Annotated in this window: 15 protein-coding genes; 8 read left to right on the top strand and 7 right to left on the bottom strand. The window is 55.6% G+C overall.

Going from position 1 to position 17,262, the window contains the following annotated elements; genetic code table 11:
- The first annotated feature begins 15 nt into the window (after nt 1–15).
- Nucleotides 16–996 (top strand): HlyD family secretion protein, encoded by a 981-nt coding sequence (locus tag AC2FI8_RS17490; RefSeq protein ID WP_496780372.1) that lies wholly within the window; start codon nt 16–18, stop codon nt 994–996.
- On the top strand, nt 993–2,516 hold the full coding sequence (locus AC2FI8_RS17485; protein ID WP_496780370.1) for a DHA2 family efflux MFS transporter permease subunit: 1,524 nt from the start codon (nt 993–995) through the stop codon (nt 2,514–2,516). Before AC2FI8_RS17490 ends, AC2FI8_RS17485 begins: the two co-directional genes overlap by 4 nt.
- Here the strand turns inward: AC2FI8_RS17485 and AC2FI8_RS17480 are convergent.
- Together AC2FI8_RS17480 and AC2FI8_RS17475 are read right to left on the bottom strand one after the other, a co-directional pair.
- Nucleotides 2,513–2,875, bottom strand: coding sequence for a fluoride efflux transporter FluC (locus AC2FI8_RS17480; RefSeq protein ID WP_496780368.1), 363 nt, complete (start codon nt 2,873–2,875; stop codon nt 2,513–2,515). The genes AC2FI8_RS17485 and AC2FI8_RS17480 overlap by 4 nt on opposite strands.
- Nucleotides 2,872–3,279, bottom strand: coding sequence for a fluoride efflux transporter FluC (locus AC2FI8_RS17475; protein ID WP_496769275.1), 408 nt, complete (start codon nt 3,277–3,279; stop codon nt 2,872–2,874). Before AC2FI8_RS17475 ends, AC2FI8_RS17480 begins: the two co-directional genes overlap by 4 nt.
- Before the next feature lie 216 nt (nt 3,280–3,495).
- Here AC2FI8_RS17475 and AC2FI8_RS17470 point away from each other — a divergent pair, with 216 nt between their 5' ends.
- The 3 genes from AC2FI8_RS17470 to AC2FI8_RS17460 all read left to right on the top strand — a co-directional run bounded on the left by AC2FI8_RS17470 (nt 3,496) and on the right by AC2FI8_RS17460 (nt 7,602).
- The gene (locus AC2FI8_RS17470) at nt 3,496–5,076 is read left to right on the top strand and encodes an FMN-binding glutamate synthase family protein (protein ID WP_496780366.1); all 1,581 of its coding nucleotides are present in this window, start codon (nt 3,496–3,498) and stop codon (nt 5,074–5,076) included.
- Between the two features lie 61 nt (nt 5,077–5,137).
- Nucleotides 5,138–5,677 (top strand): RNA polymerase sigma factor, encoded by a 540-nt coding sequence (locus AC2FI8_RS17465; RefSeq protein WP_496780364.1) that lies wholly within the window; start codon nt 5,138–5,140, stop codon nt 5,675–5,677.
- A gap of 29 nt (nt 5,678–5,706) precedes the next feature.
- On the top strand, nt 5,707–7,602 hold the full coding sequence (locus tag AC2FI8_RS17460; RefSeq protein ID WP_496780430.1) for a vWA domain-containing protein: 1,896 nt from the start codon (nt 5,707–5,709) through the stop codon (nt 7,600–7,602).
- Nucleotides 7,603–7,645: 43 nt separating this feature from the next.
- Here AC2FI8_RS17460 and AC2FI8_RS17455 read toward each other — a convergent pair whose 3' ends face one another.
- The 4 genes from AC2FI8_RS17455 to AC2FI8_RS17440 are packed head-to-tail and all read right to left on the bottom strand — an operon-like array spanning nt 7,646 to nt 11,556.
- Nucleotides 7,646–8,296 carry an ABC-type transport auxiliary lipoprotein family protein gene (locus tag AC2FI8_RS17455; protein WP_496740334.1) on the bottom strand — a complete coding sequence of 217 codons (651 nt, stop codon included), beginning with the start codon at nt 8,294–8,296 and terminating at the stop codon, nt 7,646–7,648.
- Nucleotides 8,293–9,609: an MlaD family protein gene (locus AC2FI8_RS17450; RefSeq protein ID WP_496780362.1), complete on the bottom strand. Its 1,317-nt coding sequence runs from the start codon at nt 9,607–9,609 to the stop codon at nt 8,293–8,295. The genes AC2FI8_RS17455 and AC2FI8_RS17450 overlap by 4 nt, the downstream gene beginning before the upstream one ends.
- Nucleotides 9,610–9,614: 5 nt before the next feature.
- A complete protein-coding gene (locus AC2FI8_RS17445; protein ID WP_496756085.1) occupies nt 9,615–10,430 on the bottom strand; it encodes an ABC transporter ATP-binding protein in 816 nt (271 codons plus the stop codon).
- A 1-nt stretch (nt 10,431) separates the two neighbouring features.
- Entirely contained in the window at nt 10,432–11,556 is a 1,125-nt protein-coding gene (locus AC2FI8_RS17440) for an ABC transporter permease (protein WP_496780360.1), read from the bottom strand.
- Nucleotides 11,557–11,852: 296 nt separating this feature from the next.
- Here AC2FI8_RS17440 and AC2FI8_RS17435 point away from each other — a divergent pair, with 296 nt between their 5' ends.
- The 3 genes from AC2FI8_RS17435 to AC2FI8_RS17425 all read left to right on the top strand — a co-directional run bounded on the left by AC2FI8_RS17435 (nt 11,853) and on the right by AC2FI8_RS17425 (nt 16,079).
- Nucleotides 11,853–13,385 (top strand): sulfatase-like hydrolase/transferase, encoded by a 1,533-nt coding sequence (locus AC2FI8_RS17435; protein ID WP_496780358.1) that lies wholly within the window; start codon nt 11,853–11,855, stop codon nt 13,383–13,385.
- A gap of 130 nt (nt 13,386–13,515) precedes the next feature.
- The gene (locus tag AC2FI8_RS17430) at nt 13,516–15,381 is read left to right on the top strand and encodes a PAS-domain containing protein (RefSeq protein WP_496780356.1); all 1,866 of its coding nucleotides are present in this window, start codon (nt 13,516–13,518) and stop codon (nt 15,379–15,381) included.
- Nucleotides 15,381–16,079, top strand: a complete 699-nt coding sequence (locus AC2FI8_RS17425; RefSeq protein WP_496725040.1) for a response regulator transcription factor — start codon at nt 15,381–15,383, stop codon at nt 16,077–16,079. The genes AC2FI8_RS17430 and AC2FI8_RS17425 overlap by 1 nt, the downstream gene beginning before the upstream one ends.
- 560 nt (nt 16,080–16,639) lie before the next feature.
- Here the strand turns inward: AC2FI8_RS17425 and AC2FI8_RS17420 are convergent.
- A complete protein-coding gene (locus AC2FI8_RS17420; protein ID WP_496780354.1) occupies nt 16,640–16,762 on the bottom strand; it encodes a hypothetical protein in 123 nt (40 codons plus the stop codon).
- Nucleotides 16,763–17,262: the final 500 nt, after the last annotated feature.

Here is a 17,262-nt window from a genome sequence, read left to right as displayed (position 1 = left end):
GAAGGGGGCTGGTTCATGAAATCTCTTAAGGTCGTTGGCGCGGTGGTCATCTTGGGCGCAATTGCCATCGGGCTGCTGTTGTACTGGCGCCATCAGGAACGATACCCTTCGACCGATGACGCCTATGTGGGGGCGAACATCATCTACGTGGCGCCACAGGTCACCGGTCAGGTTGCCGAAGTGCTTGTGATTGAGAACCAGCCGGTCAAAACCGGGGACTTGCTGTTCACGATCGACGATACGCAATTCAAAGCTTCGGTCGATCAGGCCAAGGCCAACCTCGACAGCGCGGTGCAGCAGGCGCAGTCTTACAGTACACAGATCGCGGCTGCACAAGCGGTGGTCGACAGCACGCAGTCGGCCTACAATACGGCTCAGAGCAATCTGGAACGTGCTAAGGCGCTGTTTTCAGATGGTGATCTGGCGCAGGCGTCACTGGATCAAACCAGTTCGGAATTTGCGCGCGCCGCGGCGCAGCTTACCACAAGCCAATCCGCTCTATTGGCCTTGCAAAGCGGTCTAGCGGCAAAACAGGATGATATTTTGTCATCGCAAGCCCAAGTGGAAATTGCACAGGCCAATCAGAATTGGACCAAGATTTTCGCATCGGCAGATGGGTGGATCGCCAACCTGACCCTCAGGCCTGGATCGTCGGTTTCAGCTAACGCGCCGCAGTTTTCGATCGTTGAGTCCTCTGATTGGTGGGTGGACGCCAATTTCAAAGAGACATCACTGCCGCGCATTCGTCCGGGTCAGCAGGTCACGGTAAAGATCGACATGATGCCGGGCGTCACCCTGACGGGCAAAGTTGCGTCAATCGGGCGGGGGTCGGGGGATACATTCTCGCTTCTGCCATCCGAGAATGCCAGTGGCAATTGGGTTAAGGTCACGCGGCGCTTTCCGGTGCGGGTTGAACTTGATCCTACGGATGCCCCATTGCGGGTGGGTGGCAGTAGCAAGGTGACCGTGGATACCACACCGCAGGCCCAAAAATGACATCCCCGGCAGCAGGCCACATCAATCCGGTGATTGTGGTTGCTGTTGTCCTCAGCGCTATTCTTGAGGTGCTCGACAGTACAATCGTCAATGTCGCGCTGCCCCATATTCAGGCAGCGTTCGGCGCAACAACCGATCAGGCCACGTGGATACTGACCAGTTATATTGTGTCGGCCGTTGTGGTCATGCCACTGACGGGCTTTGTCGCCCGCCGTGTCGGCCGTCGACGTCTGATCCTGACCGCTGTGACCGGGTTCGCGACGATGTCGGTCATGTGTGGGCTGTCCTGGAGCCTTGAGACCATCGTCGCCTTTCGCTTGGCCCAAGGCATGTTCGGGGCGTTTCTGATCCCGTTGTCCCAATCCATTCTATTCGACGCCTATCCCCGTGAAAAACGTGGGCAGGCGATGGCGGTCTTCGGTTTGGGAGTCGTCGTCGCCCCGGTGTTGGGGCCCACAGTTGGGGCGATCCTGACCGAATACTTCTCGTGGCGGATGGTATTTTTCGTGAACCTGCCGGTAGCCGCGATGGCGTTGCTTTTGTTGGCCGGAGAGTTGCCGGATGACGAAACCGAAGAGGTTCGCATCGATTGGAAAGGCCTTGCTCTTCTGGCCATTGGCATAGGCTGCCTGCAATTTGTTCTGGATCAGGGAGAGACCAAGGACTGGCTGTCATCACGGGTCATTCAGGTTGCAGTCATCGCGTCGATTTTGGGCGCGCTTGGGTTCATCATTCATGTTCTGACCACCGAGAAACCGGTAGTCGATTTGCGGTTTTTCGCGGATCGCAATTTTGCGCTGTGTAATCTGGTTATCGCCGGATTTGCGATTTCCCTTTTTGGAGGTATCGCGATCCTGCCGACTTTCGTTCAGAATCTGCTGGACTATCCGGTCATCACATCCGGACATCTGTTTATACCGCGAGGCGTCGCCGCAGGGCTGTCGATGGTCTTGACCGGCGCAGTTCTGGTCACGCGTTTTGACCCGCGCGTTCTGGCTGGTTTGGGCATGTTTCTGACGGCCGTCAGCAATTTCATGATGGGCAGGCTCAACATGGATGCAGGTTTTTGGGAATTGGCATGGCCAGGAGCAGTAAGTGGTCTGGGGATGGGGCTGGTGTTTGTGTCAATGTCGATTCTGGCTTTCGAGAGCATCTCGAAGACCCGTCAGGACGAAGCATCCGGCCTGTTCAATGTGACCCGCCAGCTTGGGTCATCGGTTGGTATTTCTCTGGTGGGCACTTGGGTCGTTCGTGGGCTTCAGACAAACACAGCTGTTCTCAGCCAAAACGTGACGCCCTATAACCCGGCCGCGCAAGCCTACCTTGCGCCCTTGAACCTAACGCCCGATAGTGCAGAGGGGGCAGCCATTCTTGGGCAGGAAATCGCGCAGCAGGCTGAATTGATTTCGTATCTGACCGTGTTCAACAACCTTGGGCTTTTGGCATTAGCAACCATTCCGCTGCTACTCTTCTGTAAGGCACCGAAACCGGGAACGCAGGCGTCAGTGCCCGCACATTAACGCATCAGGAACAGGCCAAAAGCCAGGGACGCCCAGCACAGACCCAGGCTTAGCAGTATATTGCCCGCAGCCAACGCGATGGTTCTCTCACGCCTTAACTCCAACGATTGATAGGCGAAACTGGAAAAGGTTGTGAAGCCTCCGCAAAAGCCAAAGACAAGGCGTCTTTGTTCTTCGCCCATCTCATTTGATCCTCCGAGGTATCCGATCCACAAACCCAGCAGCAGGCTACCCAGAACGTTTACGATCAGGGTCGAAAACGGCAGGTCATGAACAATCCGCAGTGCGATCCAGTGGCGCAAAACGGCCCCTAAACCGCCGCCCAATCCGAACATCGCGTGCAGGAACAATTCGCTCATTCGGTCGCCCTTGGTGGAGAAAAGCGTCTTCCGATAGCCTCACCCAGAATGGCTGCTGCCAGTCCCGCGACGATTTCCAACGCGGCGGCTGAGGCTGCGATCCAGATGTTGGACAAGGCTAACCGCTCCAATTCCGCAACAAATGAGGAAAAGGTCGACAGGCCACCACAAAAGCCGACAGCACCAAGATGCAGAACATGGGCATGGACGCGGTTTCGCACCGAATAAAGCCACCCCAGTATGAAACAGGCCACGATATTGATGCCAAAGGTCTGCGTCAGAAAACCGGCACCCGGTATATTCACCGAGAACAACTCGCGCAGTAGCGACCCAACTGCGCCGCCAATGAACACGGCTCCGAACATCAATGCCGTGGTCCGAACATGCGTTCGTTTCTGTGTCACAGCCTGCCGTCCTGCCCCTATCCCGTTTCCTCGGGCATAATAGCTGGCGTTGCCCGGATCAACCGTGACCAATTTCCGGACTACATTTCACATCTTCGCCCGTTTGCGTGAAGGCGGGCACAATCGCTTGCAATCTAACAGCGATTTGCCCCACGTTTGGCGAACACCTCGGCTGCTACCGCAGGCCGGAAAGCACGCGACCCTGGGAGAGCACGAATGATTGTACGCAGACTCTATTACTTCATTGCATATGTGTGTCTGCCGCTGACCCTGTTGTGGGGTTTTTTCTGGCCGCCCGCCCATTGGTTGCTGGTGGTGCTCATTCCATATGCCGTGATCGGCCTTTACGACATGCTGACGACCAAAGACAACGTGCTGAACAACTATCCGGTCCTGGGGCATTTCCGGTATATGCTGGAGTTCGTCAGCCCGGAAATCCGGCAGTATTTTGTGGAAACCAACGAAAGCGGCCGCCCTTTCAATAGGATCGTACGATCACTTGTCTACTCGCGGGCCAAAGGACAGGTGGATACGCAGGCCTTTGGTACGCAATACGACGTCCTGTCAGTCGGATATCATCGTGCTAACCACTCGCTTGCGCCCAAGCATGTGGATGAAAGCGAAGAACGGATCATGCTGGGTGGCCCGCAATGCACGCAGCCATACAGTGCGTCGCGGCTGAACGTCTCCGCCATGAGCTTTGGGGCGCTCAGCGCCAATGCGATCCGGGCACTGAACGGCGGCGCCAAGGACGGCGGATTTGCGCATAACACGGGTGAGGGCGGCCTGTCCCCGCACCATCTGGCCGAGGGTGGCGACATCATTTGGCAGATCGGAACAGGCTATTTCGGCTGCCGCACGCCCGAGGGTGGTTTTGACAAGGACCTGTTTGCCGAAAAGGCAAAAAAGGACGTTGTCAAAGCGATTGAAATCAAGCTGTCGCAGGGGGCCAAACCTTCGCATGGCGGGGTGCTGCCTGCCGCAAAAGTGGATCAGGAGATTGCCGAAATTCGCGGCGTACCCGAACATCAGGACGTAATATCTCCGCCCATTCACTCGGCCTTCGAAGGTCCGACAGGGCTGATCCATTTTGTGCAACATCTGCGGGAAATGTCTGGCGGCAAACCTATCGGATTTAAGCTTTGTATTGGTAGACCGTCCGAGTTTATGGCGATTTGCAAGGCGATGCTGGAAACAGGAATCCTGCCGGACTTCATCACAATTGACGGTGCCGAAGGCGGTACCGGTGCTGCCCCGGTCGAATTCACCAACCGGTTGGGCATGCCGCTGAACGAGGCGCTGATTTTCGTCAACAACTGCCTGCGCGGTGTGGGTTTACGCGACAAGATCCGGATCATCTGCTCAGGCAAGGTAGCCACCGGCTACGATATGGTCGAAAAATTCGCGCTGGGGGCAGATATGTGCAACGCGGCGCGCGCGATGATGTTTGCCGTAGGATGCATTCAGGCGCTGCATTGCAATACGAACCGCTGCCCGTCCGGCGTGGCCACTCAGGACCCGATACGGGGCAGGGCGGTCAATGTTCCGCAAAAACGCCAGCGCGTACACCGCTTTCACGATGCGACATTGGAAAGTTTCCGCGAACTTTTGGGCGCTATGGGCAAAGACAAGGTGTCGGACCTTCACCCGGTAGATATCCGCCGCCGTACGGCAGACGAGCGGGAACGGTCTTATGCCGAACTCTATACCCTTATCGACGAGGGCGTTTTGTTGACAGACACAATACCGTCCGACTACGCGGCCGATTGGAAACTTGCCTCGGCGGACCGCTTTTAATTTTTTTGGTGATATGGCCAAGGATTGACGTTTTCGATCCGTCATACTCAGTGTGATGCGTATGAAAACATCGGATGAGGACTTGGCCAGGGCCGCTGCGGACGGGGACGCTGACGCGTTTGCGAATCTGTTGCAGCGCCATTACGACCGGGTCTTTCGTCTGGCTTTTCGCCTGACCGGAAGGGCTGATCAGGCTGAGGATCTCACACAGGATATCTGTGCGGCGCTGCCCACCAAAATTGCAGGCTTTCGGGCGCAGGCCAAGTTCACGACTTGGCTTTATCGCGTTGTCGTCAACGCGGCCGAGGACGCTCGGTGTCGCCAAGCAAGTCACAGTCGCGCTGCCGCAGGGTGGGGTGATGTGGAGCAATTGCGACGGGCAGAAGCGACCGAGACGGCCCAAGCAATGGATTGGTTGCAGCGCGCCATGCGGTCTCTGCCACCCGATTTGCAAGATACTCTGGCCCTGACATTAGAGGATGAAATGACACACGCCGAAGCTGCTGCAGTTCTGGGTGTGTCCGAAGGCACCGTGTCCTGGCGCATGTCCGACATTCGCAACCGTCTGCGCGCCCTACGACAAGAGGAATTGGCACAATGACCGATGATCTTGATGACTTCAAAGCCTTGATGGATGCTGCGACGCCGGCACCAGATGCCGAACGGCGGGCGCAAAACTTAAAACGGGCTCAGAAAAATTTTGCACACAGCCAAGGATCGCATGCTGCGATGCGTCCGACTGTTAAGCGAGGCCCAATGGCCCGCATGACAGAAGGAGCGAAATCCATGTTGAATGCTTTGTCCCATCGCGGCGCCCTAACCGCGACAACCGCAATTGCCGCTGTTGCGCTGATTATGTTCGTGCCGCAATCCCGCGACATCGTTGTGCAGCCACTATCGCGCAGCGAAAGCCCTGCGCCCGCACCCGAAGCAGATTCTGCCGCATTGGAAGAACCCGTCGTTGAGGCCCCGGTCGTTGTTGAAGAGTATGCCGCGCCCGTGCGATCCAAAGCGGCCGCCCCTCAGCAAGGCGTTTCGGGCTTGGTTGCTGAAAACACTGCGCGACTTGGCGTCACTTCGGGCGATGCCACTCATATGATGGTTGAACCAGAGGTGGGAATTCTGCCCCTCCCGGATACCGAGGTGTTTTCAAACGCTGAAGCCAATCCTCTGAAAGTCACCAGTGAAGAGCCTGTTTCCACCTTTTCAATTGACGTCGATACGGCCTCATATTCGATCGTCCGGTCCTCTCTTATGCGCGGTCAGCTTCCACCCAAGGATGCCGTCCGTGTCGAAGAGATGGTAAATTATTTTCCTTACTCCTACCCCGCACCAGAAGAGGACGCGCCGTTCCGGCCGACGATCACGGTAACGCCGACCCCTTGGAATGAGGGTACTCAGCTTGTGCATATCGGTATCCAAGGGGCATTGCCGCAGATTGAGAATCGACCACCGCTTAATCTGGTCTTTCTGATCGATACCTCGGGATCGATGCATGATGCCAACAAACTACCTCTGTTAAAACAATCGTTCCGTTTGATGCTGTCAGAGTTGCGAGATGAGGACCAGGTCTCGATCGTGACCTATGCAGGGAGTGCCGGACAGGTTTTGGAACCCACTGCGGCCGTGGAACGAGACAAAATCCTGGGCGCGCTCGACCAGTTGGAAGCAGGCGGTTCAACCGCAGGCCAGGCCGGGTTGCAACAGGCGTATCAGGTGGCCGAAAGCATGGATTCCGACGGTGAGGTTACACGCGTTATCCTGGCAACGGATGGGGATTTCAATGTCGGCTTGTCTGATCCTGATGCGCTGAAAGACTTCATAGCAAAAAAACGAGACAGCGGTACGTTTCTGAGTGTTTTGGGTTTTGGCCGGGGTAATCTGGACGATGCCACGATGCAGGCACTTGCCCAGAACGGAAACGGTCAGGCCGCGTATATCGACACGCTGAGCGAGGCCCAAAAAGTCCTTGTGGACCAGTTGACCGGCGCGTTGTTCCCAATCGCAAACGACGTCAAAATTCAGGTCGAGTTCAACCCGTCACAAATCGCCGAATATCGCCTGATCGGATACGAGACGCGCGCGTTGCGTCGGGAAGATTTCACCAATGACAAAGTGGACGCCGGCGATATCGGCGCAGGCCACTCGGTCACGGCGATTTACGAGGTCACGCCTGTTGGTTCAGACGCCATCCTGAACGACCCGTTGCGCTATGGTGCCCAAACGGTGCGCGATGGTTCGGAAGAGATCGGGTTTTTCAAACTGCGTTATAAAACGCCGGGGTCCGACCAGAGCCAGTTGATCGAACAGCCCATTGCTGCGACGCAGGGCGAGGCTACAGACGATGTCCGCTTTTCCTATGCTGTCGCCGGATTCGGGCAGTTATTGCGCGGTGCAGAGTATCTGGGGAACTGGTCCTACGACGATGCGATCGGATTGGCAAATGCGGCGCGTGGCGAAGATCCCTTTGGGTATAGGGCCGAAGCCGCCACGCTCATGCGGCTTGCGCAAACGTTGTCAAGGTAACAGCGGGCAATGGGGCGCTGCGTTGTGCAGCGCCCGTGTCCTGTCAATACGATCTTTGGTTGTTGGCCGCATGTGTATTGATCCGGCGCACGCTCCACTCTACGGCGTCGCGCATGGTCCTGCCCAAAGCATCGTCAAAGGCTTTCACAAGGTCAGGCGTCGCATCGCTAGCAGAGGCAACAACTTCCCGAAATGAACTGGACGCGATGATCTTGTCTTCGAATTCATCAATGATCTTAATGTTCATGCGCACTTCGACGCGAATGGTTTTTGTCCCCTCAACATCGCTGACGACGAACCCCTGAAATTCGCGCAGGTCCGGAACGATGACATAATCGGCGCGCAGACCCACGGTTGAGCGACCAACAGCGGCCACCTTGCCGCTGTTTTCATAGCTTTCGACCAACAGCGCCTGTACGATAAGCGGTGCACGGTCAACCCATCTGGCGCGCGGTAGATATTGCACCTGCAATGGGGTTGGCTGAACAGCGATCTGATCGGTATTGACCGCGGCCGTAGCCGTCGGTTCCTGTACAACGATTTGTTTTTGCACACGCGGCAACGAAGACGAAAAGGTGCTTTTCGGCGTCAAAAGATACAGGTCGTTTGGCTTGGAGGCCTGCCTCAGCGTACCCAACCCGGTGCATGCGCCCAGCGACACCAACGCCAGAACCAAAAGAAACAGCCTGATCATTGGCGAAACTCCGAAGCTTGGGTTCCCAGTAAGAAGCGTGCCGGGTCACGTTCGACCTTGTCCACCAGCCGATCCAGGCTGATTACCAATCGTTGCGACTCTTCTACGAAACGTGTGAATTGCGGCAGGCCGACGCGGAGGAAGTCGGACAATTGCCGTCGGTTGTCCTGAACGATGCCGTCGATGGTGCCCAGCAACTCGGATGCAGATTGCGATGCGCTGAGAATATCGGTTGAAATTTCGTCCAGTTTGCTTGTGACGTTGGATACCGTTGTGGCGACCTGATTGGCGGCATTGCGGATATCGTCCATAACTGCGCCGACGTCTTTGTTGATGACTTCATTGGCCGAGTCAAAAGCGCGTTCCGCAGAAGCCAATGTGGTGTTTGCTGTATCCATCGCTGCCGTGATCGACCCCAGTGTTTTGTTTGCATTCACAAAGGTCTCGGTCGCGGTCGCCAAGGCAACGCTGCCTTCGTCGGACAGGCCGGTCAGGCGTTCTGCCAATGTTGAGGCTCGATCGATAAATGGTTTCACGTCGTCCTGTATTATGCGATCGGCCGATTCAATTGTTGTCTTGGCGCTGTTCAGTGTTTCCGTTGCGGACTCGGATGCAGTTTTTACGCTTTTGAGTGTGTCTGTCCCTGTCGTCAGGGTGGTTTCGGCTGTGTCGGCCAATTTATCAAGCCGCGTCGTAAAGTTGCCCAGTTGCTTGGCAGCGCCGCCAAGGTCGGTGGACAAGCTTTCAAAATCTGTCAGCGTTTTGTCCAGCCTACCGGATGCAGAAGCCAGGTTGTCCAATATTTCGCTGACGGATTGGCGGTTCTTGTCGTCAACGACCGAATTCAGACTCTCAAGCAGGGTAACCGCCTCATCCAGAACTTTCGGGGCGCCTTCGAACAAGGATTGAATCGCGCTGCGCTTGCTTTTGATAACGCTGTTTTCGGGTAAGGGTTTGTCACCGCTTTTGCCACCCGTCAGCTCAACATAACTGACGCCTGTAACACCCAGAGATTGTAGCTGCGCGATGGTATCTTCGGTGACGGGTATGTCGGCATCAACTTCAATCTTCACGCGCACTTTTGACGGATCGTCCTCGTCAAGATTCAACGAGATCACCTGACCAACGGGCAAGCCATTGAAACTTACGCCACCGGCGGAGGAGAGGCCCGATACGTTTTCGAACAGAACGTCATAATATGCGTATTGGCGCGACACCTCGAATTTCGCGAGCCATAGGAAAAACCCGAAGGCACCAAGGATGCCCGCGATTGTGAACGCGCCGATCAGGATATAGTTTGCCCGGGTTTCCATAGCCTTTACCTGTCCTGCCCCTTCTCTTGCGCCGCGCGGGCCCGGGGGCCGGTGAAATACTCTTGAACCCAAGGATGGTCGACTTTGGTCATTTCTTCAATCGGACCTTCAACCAGAACCCGTTTTTCTGCGAGCACTGCGACCCTATCGCAAATGGCATAAAGACTATCGAGGTCATGCGTGACCATAAAGACCGTCAAGCCTAATGCATGCTGCAATTCGCCGATCAACTCGTCATACGCAGCCGCGCCGATTGGGTCGAGACCCGCGGTTGGCTCGTCCAGAAACACAATTTCCGGGTCCAACGCCAAGGCGCGGGCAAGGGCGGCGCGTTTGCGCATCCCGCCGGACAATTCGGAAGGCAGTTTACCGCAACTGAGCTGTGGCAATCCGACAAGGCTGATCTTCAGGTTACCAAGCGCGCACATCAGGCTTTCGCTCAACCCCGTATGTTCGCGCAGTGGGGCCATCACGTTCTGCAAAACCGTCAGCGACGAAAACAGCGCCCCGTCCTGAAAGGCAACACCCCAGCGGCGCTCGATCCGGCGGCGTTCCTGCTCTGGGCCGTTCAATACGTCGACACCCAGCACTTCGATGCTGCCCGCCGCGGGTCTGTTCAAGCCCACAATCGTGCGCAGCAGAACCGATTTGCCAGTTCCTGATCCGCCGACAATGCCCAAAACTTCACCACGCCACACATCCAGATTTAGGTTCTGATGTACAACTTGCGGACCGAACTGGTTTGTAAGATTGCGAACGCGGATAACCGCTTCGCGTTGAGCGTCGGATTTAGAAGTTTGTTCCAGCGTCGTACCGTCCAACTCAGACCTCCATCACCGAAAAGAAGATCGAGAACAAAGCATCCAAAGCGATCACCAGAAAGATGGATTGCACAACCGAAGCCGTGGTTCGTTGCCCGACGGATTGGGCAGACCCCTTGACCTGCATGGCCTGCCAACAAGCAATTACGCCGATGACCAAAGCAAAGAAGGGGGCCTTGATCATGCCAATGGCGAATTGCCAAATACCGGTGTTCTCTTTCAGGCGTGTGACGAACATGCCCGGGCTAACACCCAGGTCAATCCAACTCATCAATCCGCCGCCGATAAGGGCGGCAAGGTCGGCGATGAAACCAAGGATCGGCAGCATGATCAACAGGGCAACAACACGCGGGATCACCAACACCTCGATTGGGTCCAAACCCAACGTGCGCATTGCGTCGATCTCTTCCTGAACCTTCATCGAGCCAATCGAGGCGGTAAAAGCCGATCCTGAACGCCCCGCAACGATTATCGCTGTCAGCAAAATGCCGAGCTCACGCAAAACTGAGATCGAAATCAATTCGACCACGAAAATCTCGGCGCCGAACTGCTTTAGCTGGGTTGCGCCCTGAAAGGCCAGTACGACGCCGATCAGGAACCCCATAAGGGCAACGATCGGGATGGCCTTGAGTCCGGTCTCTTCCATTTGCGAGACCAAGGCCGCTTTGCGCAGACGGCGCGGCATTAGAATTGTACGGACAAGGCGATGCAGCGTCAGACCCAGGAAGCCCAGCAGGGATAGCATGTCTTTTCCGGCCTGGGCGGTGCGTTTCCCGACACTTGCGACCCAGTCGGTAAAACTGCGCTTTTCAGTTGCCACACCGGGGTCGTCGGGAATGTTTTCCGCCACGGTCTCTAAAAGAGCGGAATGGGCGGGCTTTAACCCTTCATAATGTACGATCGCGCCACTTGCCTTTGCGCGCCGTGCAACATCGGCAATCAGCCATGCGCCACCGGTATCCAGTGCTCCGACCTTCGAAAGATCGACTGTTAGTTCGTCTCTGTCAGCGCTAAACTCTTCAAACGCTTTTTCGACCGTGTCCAGGGATTGAGTCACCAAATCACCCGAAACCCGCAGGTAAACGCCGTTGGCGTCACGGTCCGACTGTATCACTGGCTGCGTCATGAGCGTATGTGATGGCAAAGGACATTGACCTGCAACGGATTTTTGCGAACTGTGTTGTATTTATTGGCGCTCAATAGCGTCTAAGTGACATCTCCAGACACGAAGGTCGTGGTTGTGGTTGGTTTTGCGCTCAACTGGGCCGACCGGCGCAAGATCATTTCAAATAAATCTGTTGCTTCTGTTGCATGGGCGCGCCGGGCGAAAATCCGATGGGTCGTGACTCAGGTGTTGCGGGGTTCTGCGAACCAAGACAGAGTTCGCTCTGGCGCCACTGACGTGGAATCAGGGAGAGCGAAATGCGGCACGCTAAGAATGTTTTGTTCATCATCATAGATCAGTTGCGCGCCGACTGTCTGAACGGCGCTTTAGCGGCCCATGTCGATCTGCCAAACCTGCGTGCATTCATGGACGAGGCGGTGACGTTTGACCGGCATTTTTCGGTGACCAACCCCTGTGGTCCATCGCGTGTGTCAATCCTGACCGGGCAATATGCGATGAACCACCGATCGGTTCGCAATGGAACCCCGTTGCGGCATGACACCCCGAACATCGCGACCGAAATGCGCAAAGCCGGCTATCTGCCCATGCTGTTTGGATACACGGATACATCCGCCGACCCTAGGGTACATGACCACAACGATCCGATCCTGAAATCCTATGAACACCCAATGGCTGGGTTTCATGAGGTCCTCGAAATGCGGTTGGAGGAATCCTATCCTTGGCGCGGACATCTGATGCAAAAGGGCTATGCGTTCGAGGATTACTGGGATGTTCACAAGCCGGTCGCGCCGGATGGGGGTGAACCCCGGTTGAATGACCCGGCGATGTACCGGGCTGAAGACAGCGATACAGCCTTTCTGACGGACGTGTTCTTGAGCAGCATGGCGCCTTATGTTGGTCAAGACTGGTTTGCCCATCTGACCTATATTCGACCACACCCGCCATTGGTCGCCCCGGCACCCTACAACGATATGTATGACCCAGCGACCCTGCCTCGGCCCGCAGGGTTCTCTGATCCGATGGATGAACGGGCGATGCATCCGTTTATTGGCCCGACAATTGACAATACGTCCGCCGGTGACTTTGTTTTGGGCTTTGAAGGGGTTGAGCCGACGCTTGAAAACATCCAAACGCTGCGCGCGGTTTATCTGGGTCTCGCAACCGAGGTTGACCATCACATCGGGCGTGTCGTCCAATTCCTGAAGGATAGTGGCCAATACGACAACACGATGGTTGTCATTACTGCGGACCACGGAGAGATGCTGGGCGACCGACACAGCTGGGGCAAGATGGCGGTCTTTGACGCCGCCTATAAAACGCCATTGATGATTAGGGACCCCAACAATCAATCGCATGCCGGGTCGGTGATCTCGGTACCGACGGAATCCATCGACATTACGCCGACTATTTTGGATTGGATCGGCCAGCCGATCCCAAATTCCATGGACGGTCGATCGTTGCTGCCGCTGATGCAAGGGCAAATCCCTGACGATTGGCGCAGCTATTCCTTCAGCGAGTTGGATTTTGCCGAACCAGAGCAACCTACGATCTGGCAGCAGGTTTTGGGTACGGGTAATAGCGATTCATGTCTGGGCATCCTGAGGGATGAGCGTTTCACTCTGGTCGAGTTCGCTGCAGACCTTCTGCCCATGCTGTTTGATCACCAGGATGGTGGAGAATTGCGGAACAAGGCGAATGATCCCGAATATTTGTCGGTCTTGATGCGCCTATCCAGACAAATGTTGCGCCATCGGATGCAAAATATGGATCATACACTGTCTCTGGATTCCATTACGGCGGATGGTCCCAAGACCAAATCCAGGTATTGATCGCAAAATATGTGCGACCCGTTTTTCCAACCTGTCGCGCTCTTGCCCTCTACACCTGTAACAGATCCAGTGTTACGCATGTGTCGCGGGGAGGATGGATTTGGAAATAACCGAGCAACAGATAAAGTCCATGACGACGGCTGGTCTGAATCTGATCGGCCAGGCCCTGTCAATTTATGACAGCCAGCTTCGGCTGGTGGTCAGCAATCGACCGTTTCAGACGATGTTTGATCTGCCGGACCATCTTGTACAGCCCGGCGCCTTGTTCAGCGACACAATCCGGCACCTCGCATCCAGTGGCGAATACGGCGATGTCGATGATGTCGAAGCGGCTGTCGATCTGCGCGTCAATCAGGCGCTGACATTCGAACCTCATTACATCGAACGCATTCGGGCCAATGGTCAGGTTATTTCGGTTGAAGGTGCCCCCTTGCCCAAAGGCGGATGGGTGGCGGTCTATACAGACATCACCAATACGAAACAGGCTGAGGCGCTGTTGCGCGCCCGTTCCGAGGAGCTTTCTGGTCAGTTGTTCGACCGGGCTGAAGAGCTGTCAGCAGCGAACAGAAAACTGGCGGCCACAAACTCGGCTTTGGAAGAAGCCAAACGCCAATTGACCGAGATCGAAGCGCGCACCCGTATGACGACCGAGATGATGCCGGCCCATATTGCACATCTGGACGCCAAAGGCTGCTACGATTACTCCAACCGGCGGCTAAACTCGGTCATGCCAGGTCGCCCGTCCGAGATTTTGGGTATGCATATTTCTAAGGCTTTGGGCTCTGCCGCTTTTACACGGGTCCAGGCGCATCTGCAAAAGGCCTATGCCGGAGAAACCTCTGTTTTCGAATTTACCGAGGATCAGGATTCCAGGCGCATTCGCGTATCCTTCACACCTGATGGCGAAGGTGGTGTTTACATCATGTCCGTCGACATCACTGAGGAAACGCAAGCGCGCGTCGCGCTGCAACAAACCCGTCGCCGCGCGATGGCCGCACAAATGACCAGCGGGTTGGCGCATGATTTCTCGAACCTTTTGACCATTATTCTGGGCATGCAGTCCAGGCTGGAAAAGATGGATTTGCCGGAAGATGCTCGTGAGCTGATTGACGCTACCAAGCAGACAGCGCGCAGGGGTGGGCAACTGTTGAATCGCATCGCCGATATGACGGGTAACCGGACACCTCAACCCAAAGCGACGGACATGCGCGGATTGCTTGAGGATTTGCGCATTCTGGCCTCTCCATCCCTGCCGCGCGGGGTCGGCTTGTCGGTGGTTAATACGTTGCCGGACAAAGCTCTGATGCTGGATCCCGGGATGGTTCAGGACGCCTTGCTGAACCTGGTTTTGAACGCGCGGGATGCTTGTGGAGAATCCGGCCAGATCACAATCAGCGCCCATACCATTGGTGAGATATGGACCGAAATCGCAGTGTCAGACACTGGCCCCGGGTTTTCGAAAGATGCATTGGAAAAGGCGTTGAACCCGTTTTTCACAACCAAAGGCGACAAAGGGTCGGGTCTTGGTCTGCCGATGGTCTACGACACCGTCAAGCTGGCCGGCGGCGACCTGAGTTTGCGCAATACTCCGTCAGGTGCATCGGTCATTTTGCGACTGCCGTACCGAGCAGCCCTGCCAGTACAGGAAGGGTTGGTTCTGTTGGTCGAAGACAGCGACGATCTGCGCAGTCAGTTCCGCGATATGTTGGTCGACATCGGGTTTGCAGTGATTGAGGCGACGTCTTGTGACGAAGCCATCACCCTGGCAAAAGATGTCAAAGACATTGCTTTGGTGCTGTCCGATATTCGCCTTGAAGGGCAGGAGACGGGTTTGGATCTTTTAGCAAAACTGGAGCCCGCGTTGCCCCGTATCCTTATGACATCCTTGCCTTATTCCGATCCGTTGTATCGCGAGGCGCTGAAACGCGCGCCGGTGCTGCGGAAACCCTTCACCCGGGCGCAACTGTCTGCCCTGATCCGTGACGAGGCTGCCTGATGACCCAACCGCTGGTAACCATTGTCGATGATGAGCCCGAGATACGGCGCATTCTGACCGACGCGCTTGAAGAAGCAGGGTTTCGCACCCAGAGCTTTGCGCGCGCGCGGGAATTCGAAGCGTCGCTCAAACGGGTTACGCCGGACGTATGTCTGGTTGATTTGTCCCTGCCGGATACAGATGGGTTGGCACTGGTCCATCGGCTGGCATTGGAGCAGGGGGCTTCGGTCATCATCATTTCTGGTCGTGCGCAGGTACAGGATCGCGTCACCGGTCTGGAACTGGGGGCGGATGACTATATTACCAAGCCGTTCGACCCGGCCGAAGTTGTGGCACGCATTCGGGCGCGGTTGCGATCCCCCAAGGCGCAGACCGCACAATCTGACGTGGCACGTTTCAACGGCTGGACGGCCTACTTTGATCGCTACATCCTAGAAGACGGATCCGGTGCCGAAACTCCGTTCAGCCATGCAGAGGGCGAAGTTCTGAAGCTGTTTCTGGAAAGTCCCAAGCGATTGATCAGCCGCACTCAGATGCAAGATGCTCTGGGTGGTGCTGCCGGCGACAGTTTTGATCGTGCGATGGATGTCAGAATTTCCAGGTTGCGGACCAAACTGGGCGAAGACCCCAAAAACCCTCGCCTGATCAAAACTATCTATGGTGCCGGATATATTTTTTTGGGCGATGTTGAATGGTAAGCACTGGTCAAAACGACGACTTGCCGCACAAAAAGACAGGGCGCTGTTCCGGTCGTGTCGCGGTTTTTTGACTGAGGTAGAGGTAAACGCATGCCTTGGTGCTTGTTGATGTTAATCAATCGCGAGCAGGTTTCTGAGTGATTTCCTTGAAAGGCTGCCACTTCCCCACGGGATTGGATGAAAGCTATCTGCGAGTTCGCGGTAGGTGGGTGCAAATTTATTGAGGCGTCAACATAGCATGAAAAAGTCAGTTCACACCCGGACTCCCTCTGTTTCTGCGGCTTGCTCAATTGGCAAGGAGCAGCGCCACTTGAGCGGTTCAAATTGAAAGTTAGTGCACGGTTGGCTTTGACCTCTCCCGGTTTCCGGTCAGGTATTCATGCGGCCTTTCGGGTTTCGGTTAGTTGGGCCACGATTACGTTCAGCGTCAAGTTTCCGAGCGAAGAATATGACCTGTTTTCATAATAGTCGTGCCTCCAGTTGTTGATCTGGGTTTGCGCGCCATCCATCGGCAATAGCCATGTCGCGTCCTCGTCTGACTAGGCGGGCAAAACGCCTGCCTATTCCTCACGTCCCGCTACGATCAATCCCCTGGACCGCAGAAGTTCGGTCAATGGTCCGTCTTCCAGACCAACATCCAGAATCTCGTAGTTTTCCAGTGCCGGAGCATCGGCATTACCCATCCGGCCGAGAGTCAGGGCCCGAGTGCGGGTTTCAAGCCAGATATCACCCTAGGCCAGCGCAACGCTCCAGCCTGACCGATCACGCGCCAAATCCGATAATTGCGTTCGGAGGGGTTCATAACAACTTCATTATTCAAGACATCGCAAGGGCGCGCTGGTTACGCGTAGTATCATCTCTTCTACTTCACGCAGGCTCGAATTGAAGCAAAAAAGAGAGCCACACCGTGTGAGTGTTGTCCTAACGAGGCAATCGATAGCGCAAGTAGCAGACTAACGAAAAATTCATCGAAGTCATCAATGCACAATTGCCAACATGTGCAACTAAACGACGGTCAGCGTGACGGCACCGACCGAGTTGCCCTGCTGATTTCTTAGAGTGAATCTCCGTCGTGAATTGTGTCAGAAAGGGTTTTTTGCGTGCAAAACACTTCCGATAAATTTTTAGTAATGATTTGAGACTCAATGTTGCATTTTGGCAATGAGCGCGGAGTAACTCCAAC

This window comes from Ruegeria sp. CDSB029 (genome assembly GCF_059611125.1).
Note: the sequence above shows the minus strand (reverse complement) of the source record. Positions and strands in the feature narration are given on the sequence as shown.

Excerpts from the sequence above, each read along its gene's own strand:
- AC2FI8_RS17490 (WP_496780372.1), top strand. The coding sequence starts at position 16 with ATGAAATCTCTTAAGGTCGTTGGCGCGGTGGTCATCTTGGGCGCAATT.
- AC2FI8_RS17485 (WP_496780370.1), top strand. The coding sequence starts at position 993 with ATGACATCCCCGGCAGCAGGCCACATCAATCCGGTGATTGTGGTTGCT.
- AC2FI8_RS17480 (WP_496780368.1), bottom strand. The coding sequence starts at position 2,875 with ATGAGCGAATTGTTCCTGCACGCGATGTTCGGATTGGGCGGCGGTTTA.
- AC2FI8_RS17470 (WP_496780366.1), top strand. The coding sequence starts at position 3,496 with ATGATTGTACGCAGACTCTATTACTTCATTGCATATGTGTGTCTGCCG.
- AC2FI8_RS17465 (WP_496780364.1), top strand. The coding sequence starts at position 5,138 with ATGAAAACATCGGATGAGGACTTGGCCAGGGCCGCTGCGGACGGGGAC.
- AC2FI8_RS17460 (WP_496780430.1), top strand. The coding sequence starts at position 5,707 with ATGGATGCTGCGACGCCGGCACCAGATGCCGAACGGCGGGCGCAAAAC.
- AC2FI8_RS17455 (WP_496740334.1), bottom strand. The coding sequence starts at position 8,296 with ATGATCAGGCTGTTTCTTTTGGTTCTGGCGTTGGTGTCGCTGGGCGCA.
- AC2FI8_RS17450 (WP_496780362.1), bottom strand. The coding sequence starts at position 9,609 with ATGGAAACCCGGGCAAACTATATCCTGATCGGCGCGTTCACAATCGCG.
- AC2FI8_RS17440 (WP_496780360.1), bottom strand. The coding sequence starts at position 11,556 with ATGACGCAGCCAGTGATACAGTCGGACCGTGACGCCAACGGCGTTTAC.
- AC2FI8_RS17435 (WP_496780358.1), top strand. The coding sequence starts at position 11,853 with ATGCGGCACGCTAAGAATGTTTTGTTCATCATCATAGATCAGTTGCGC.
- AC2FI8_RS17430 (WP_496780356.1), top strand. The coding sequence starts at position 13,516 with ATGACGACGGCTGGTCTGAATCTGATCGGCCAGGCCCTGTCAATTTAT.
- AC2FI8_RS17425 (WP_496725040.1), top strand. The coding sequence starts at position 15,381 with ATGACCCAACCGCTGGTAACCATTGTCGATGATGAGCCCGAGATACGG.
- AC2FI8_RS17420 (WP_496780354.1), bottom strand. The coding sequence starts at position 16,762 with ATGGGTAATGCCGATGCTCCGGCACTGGAAAACTACGAGATTCTGGAT.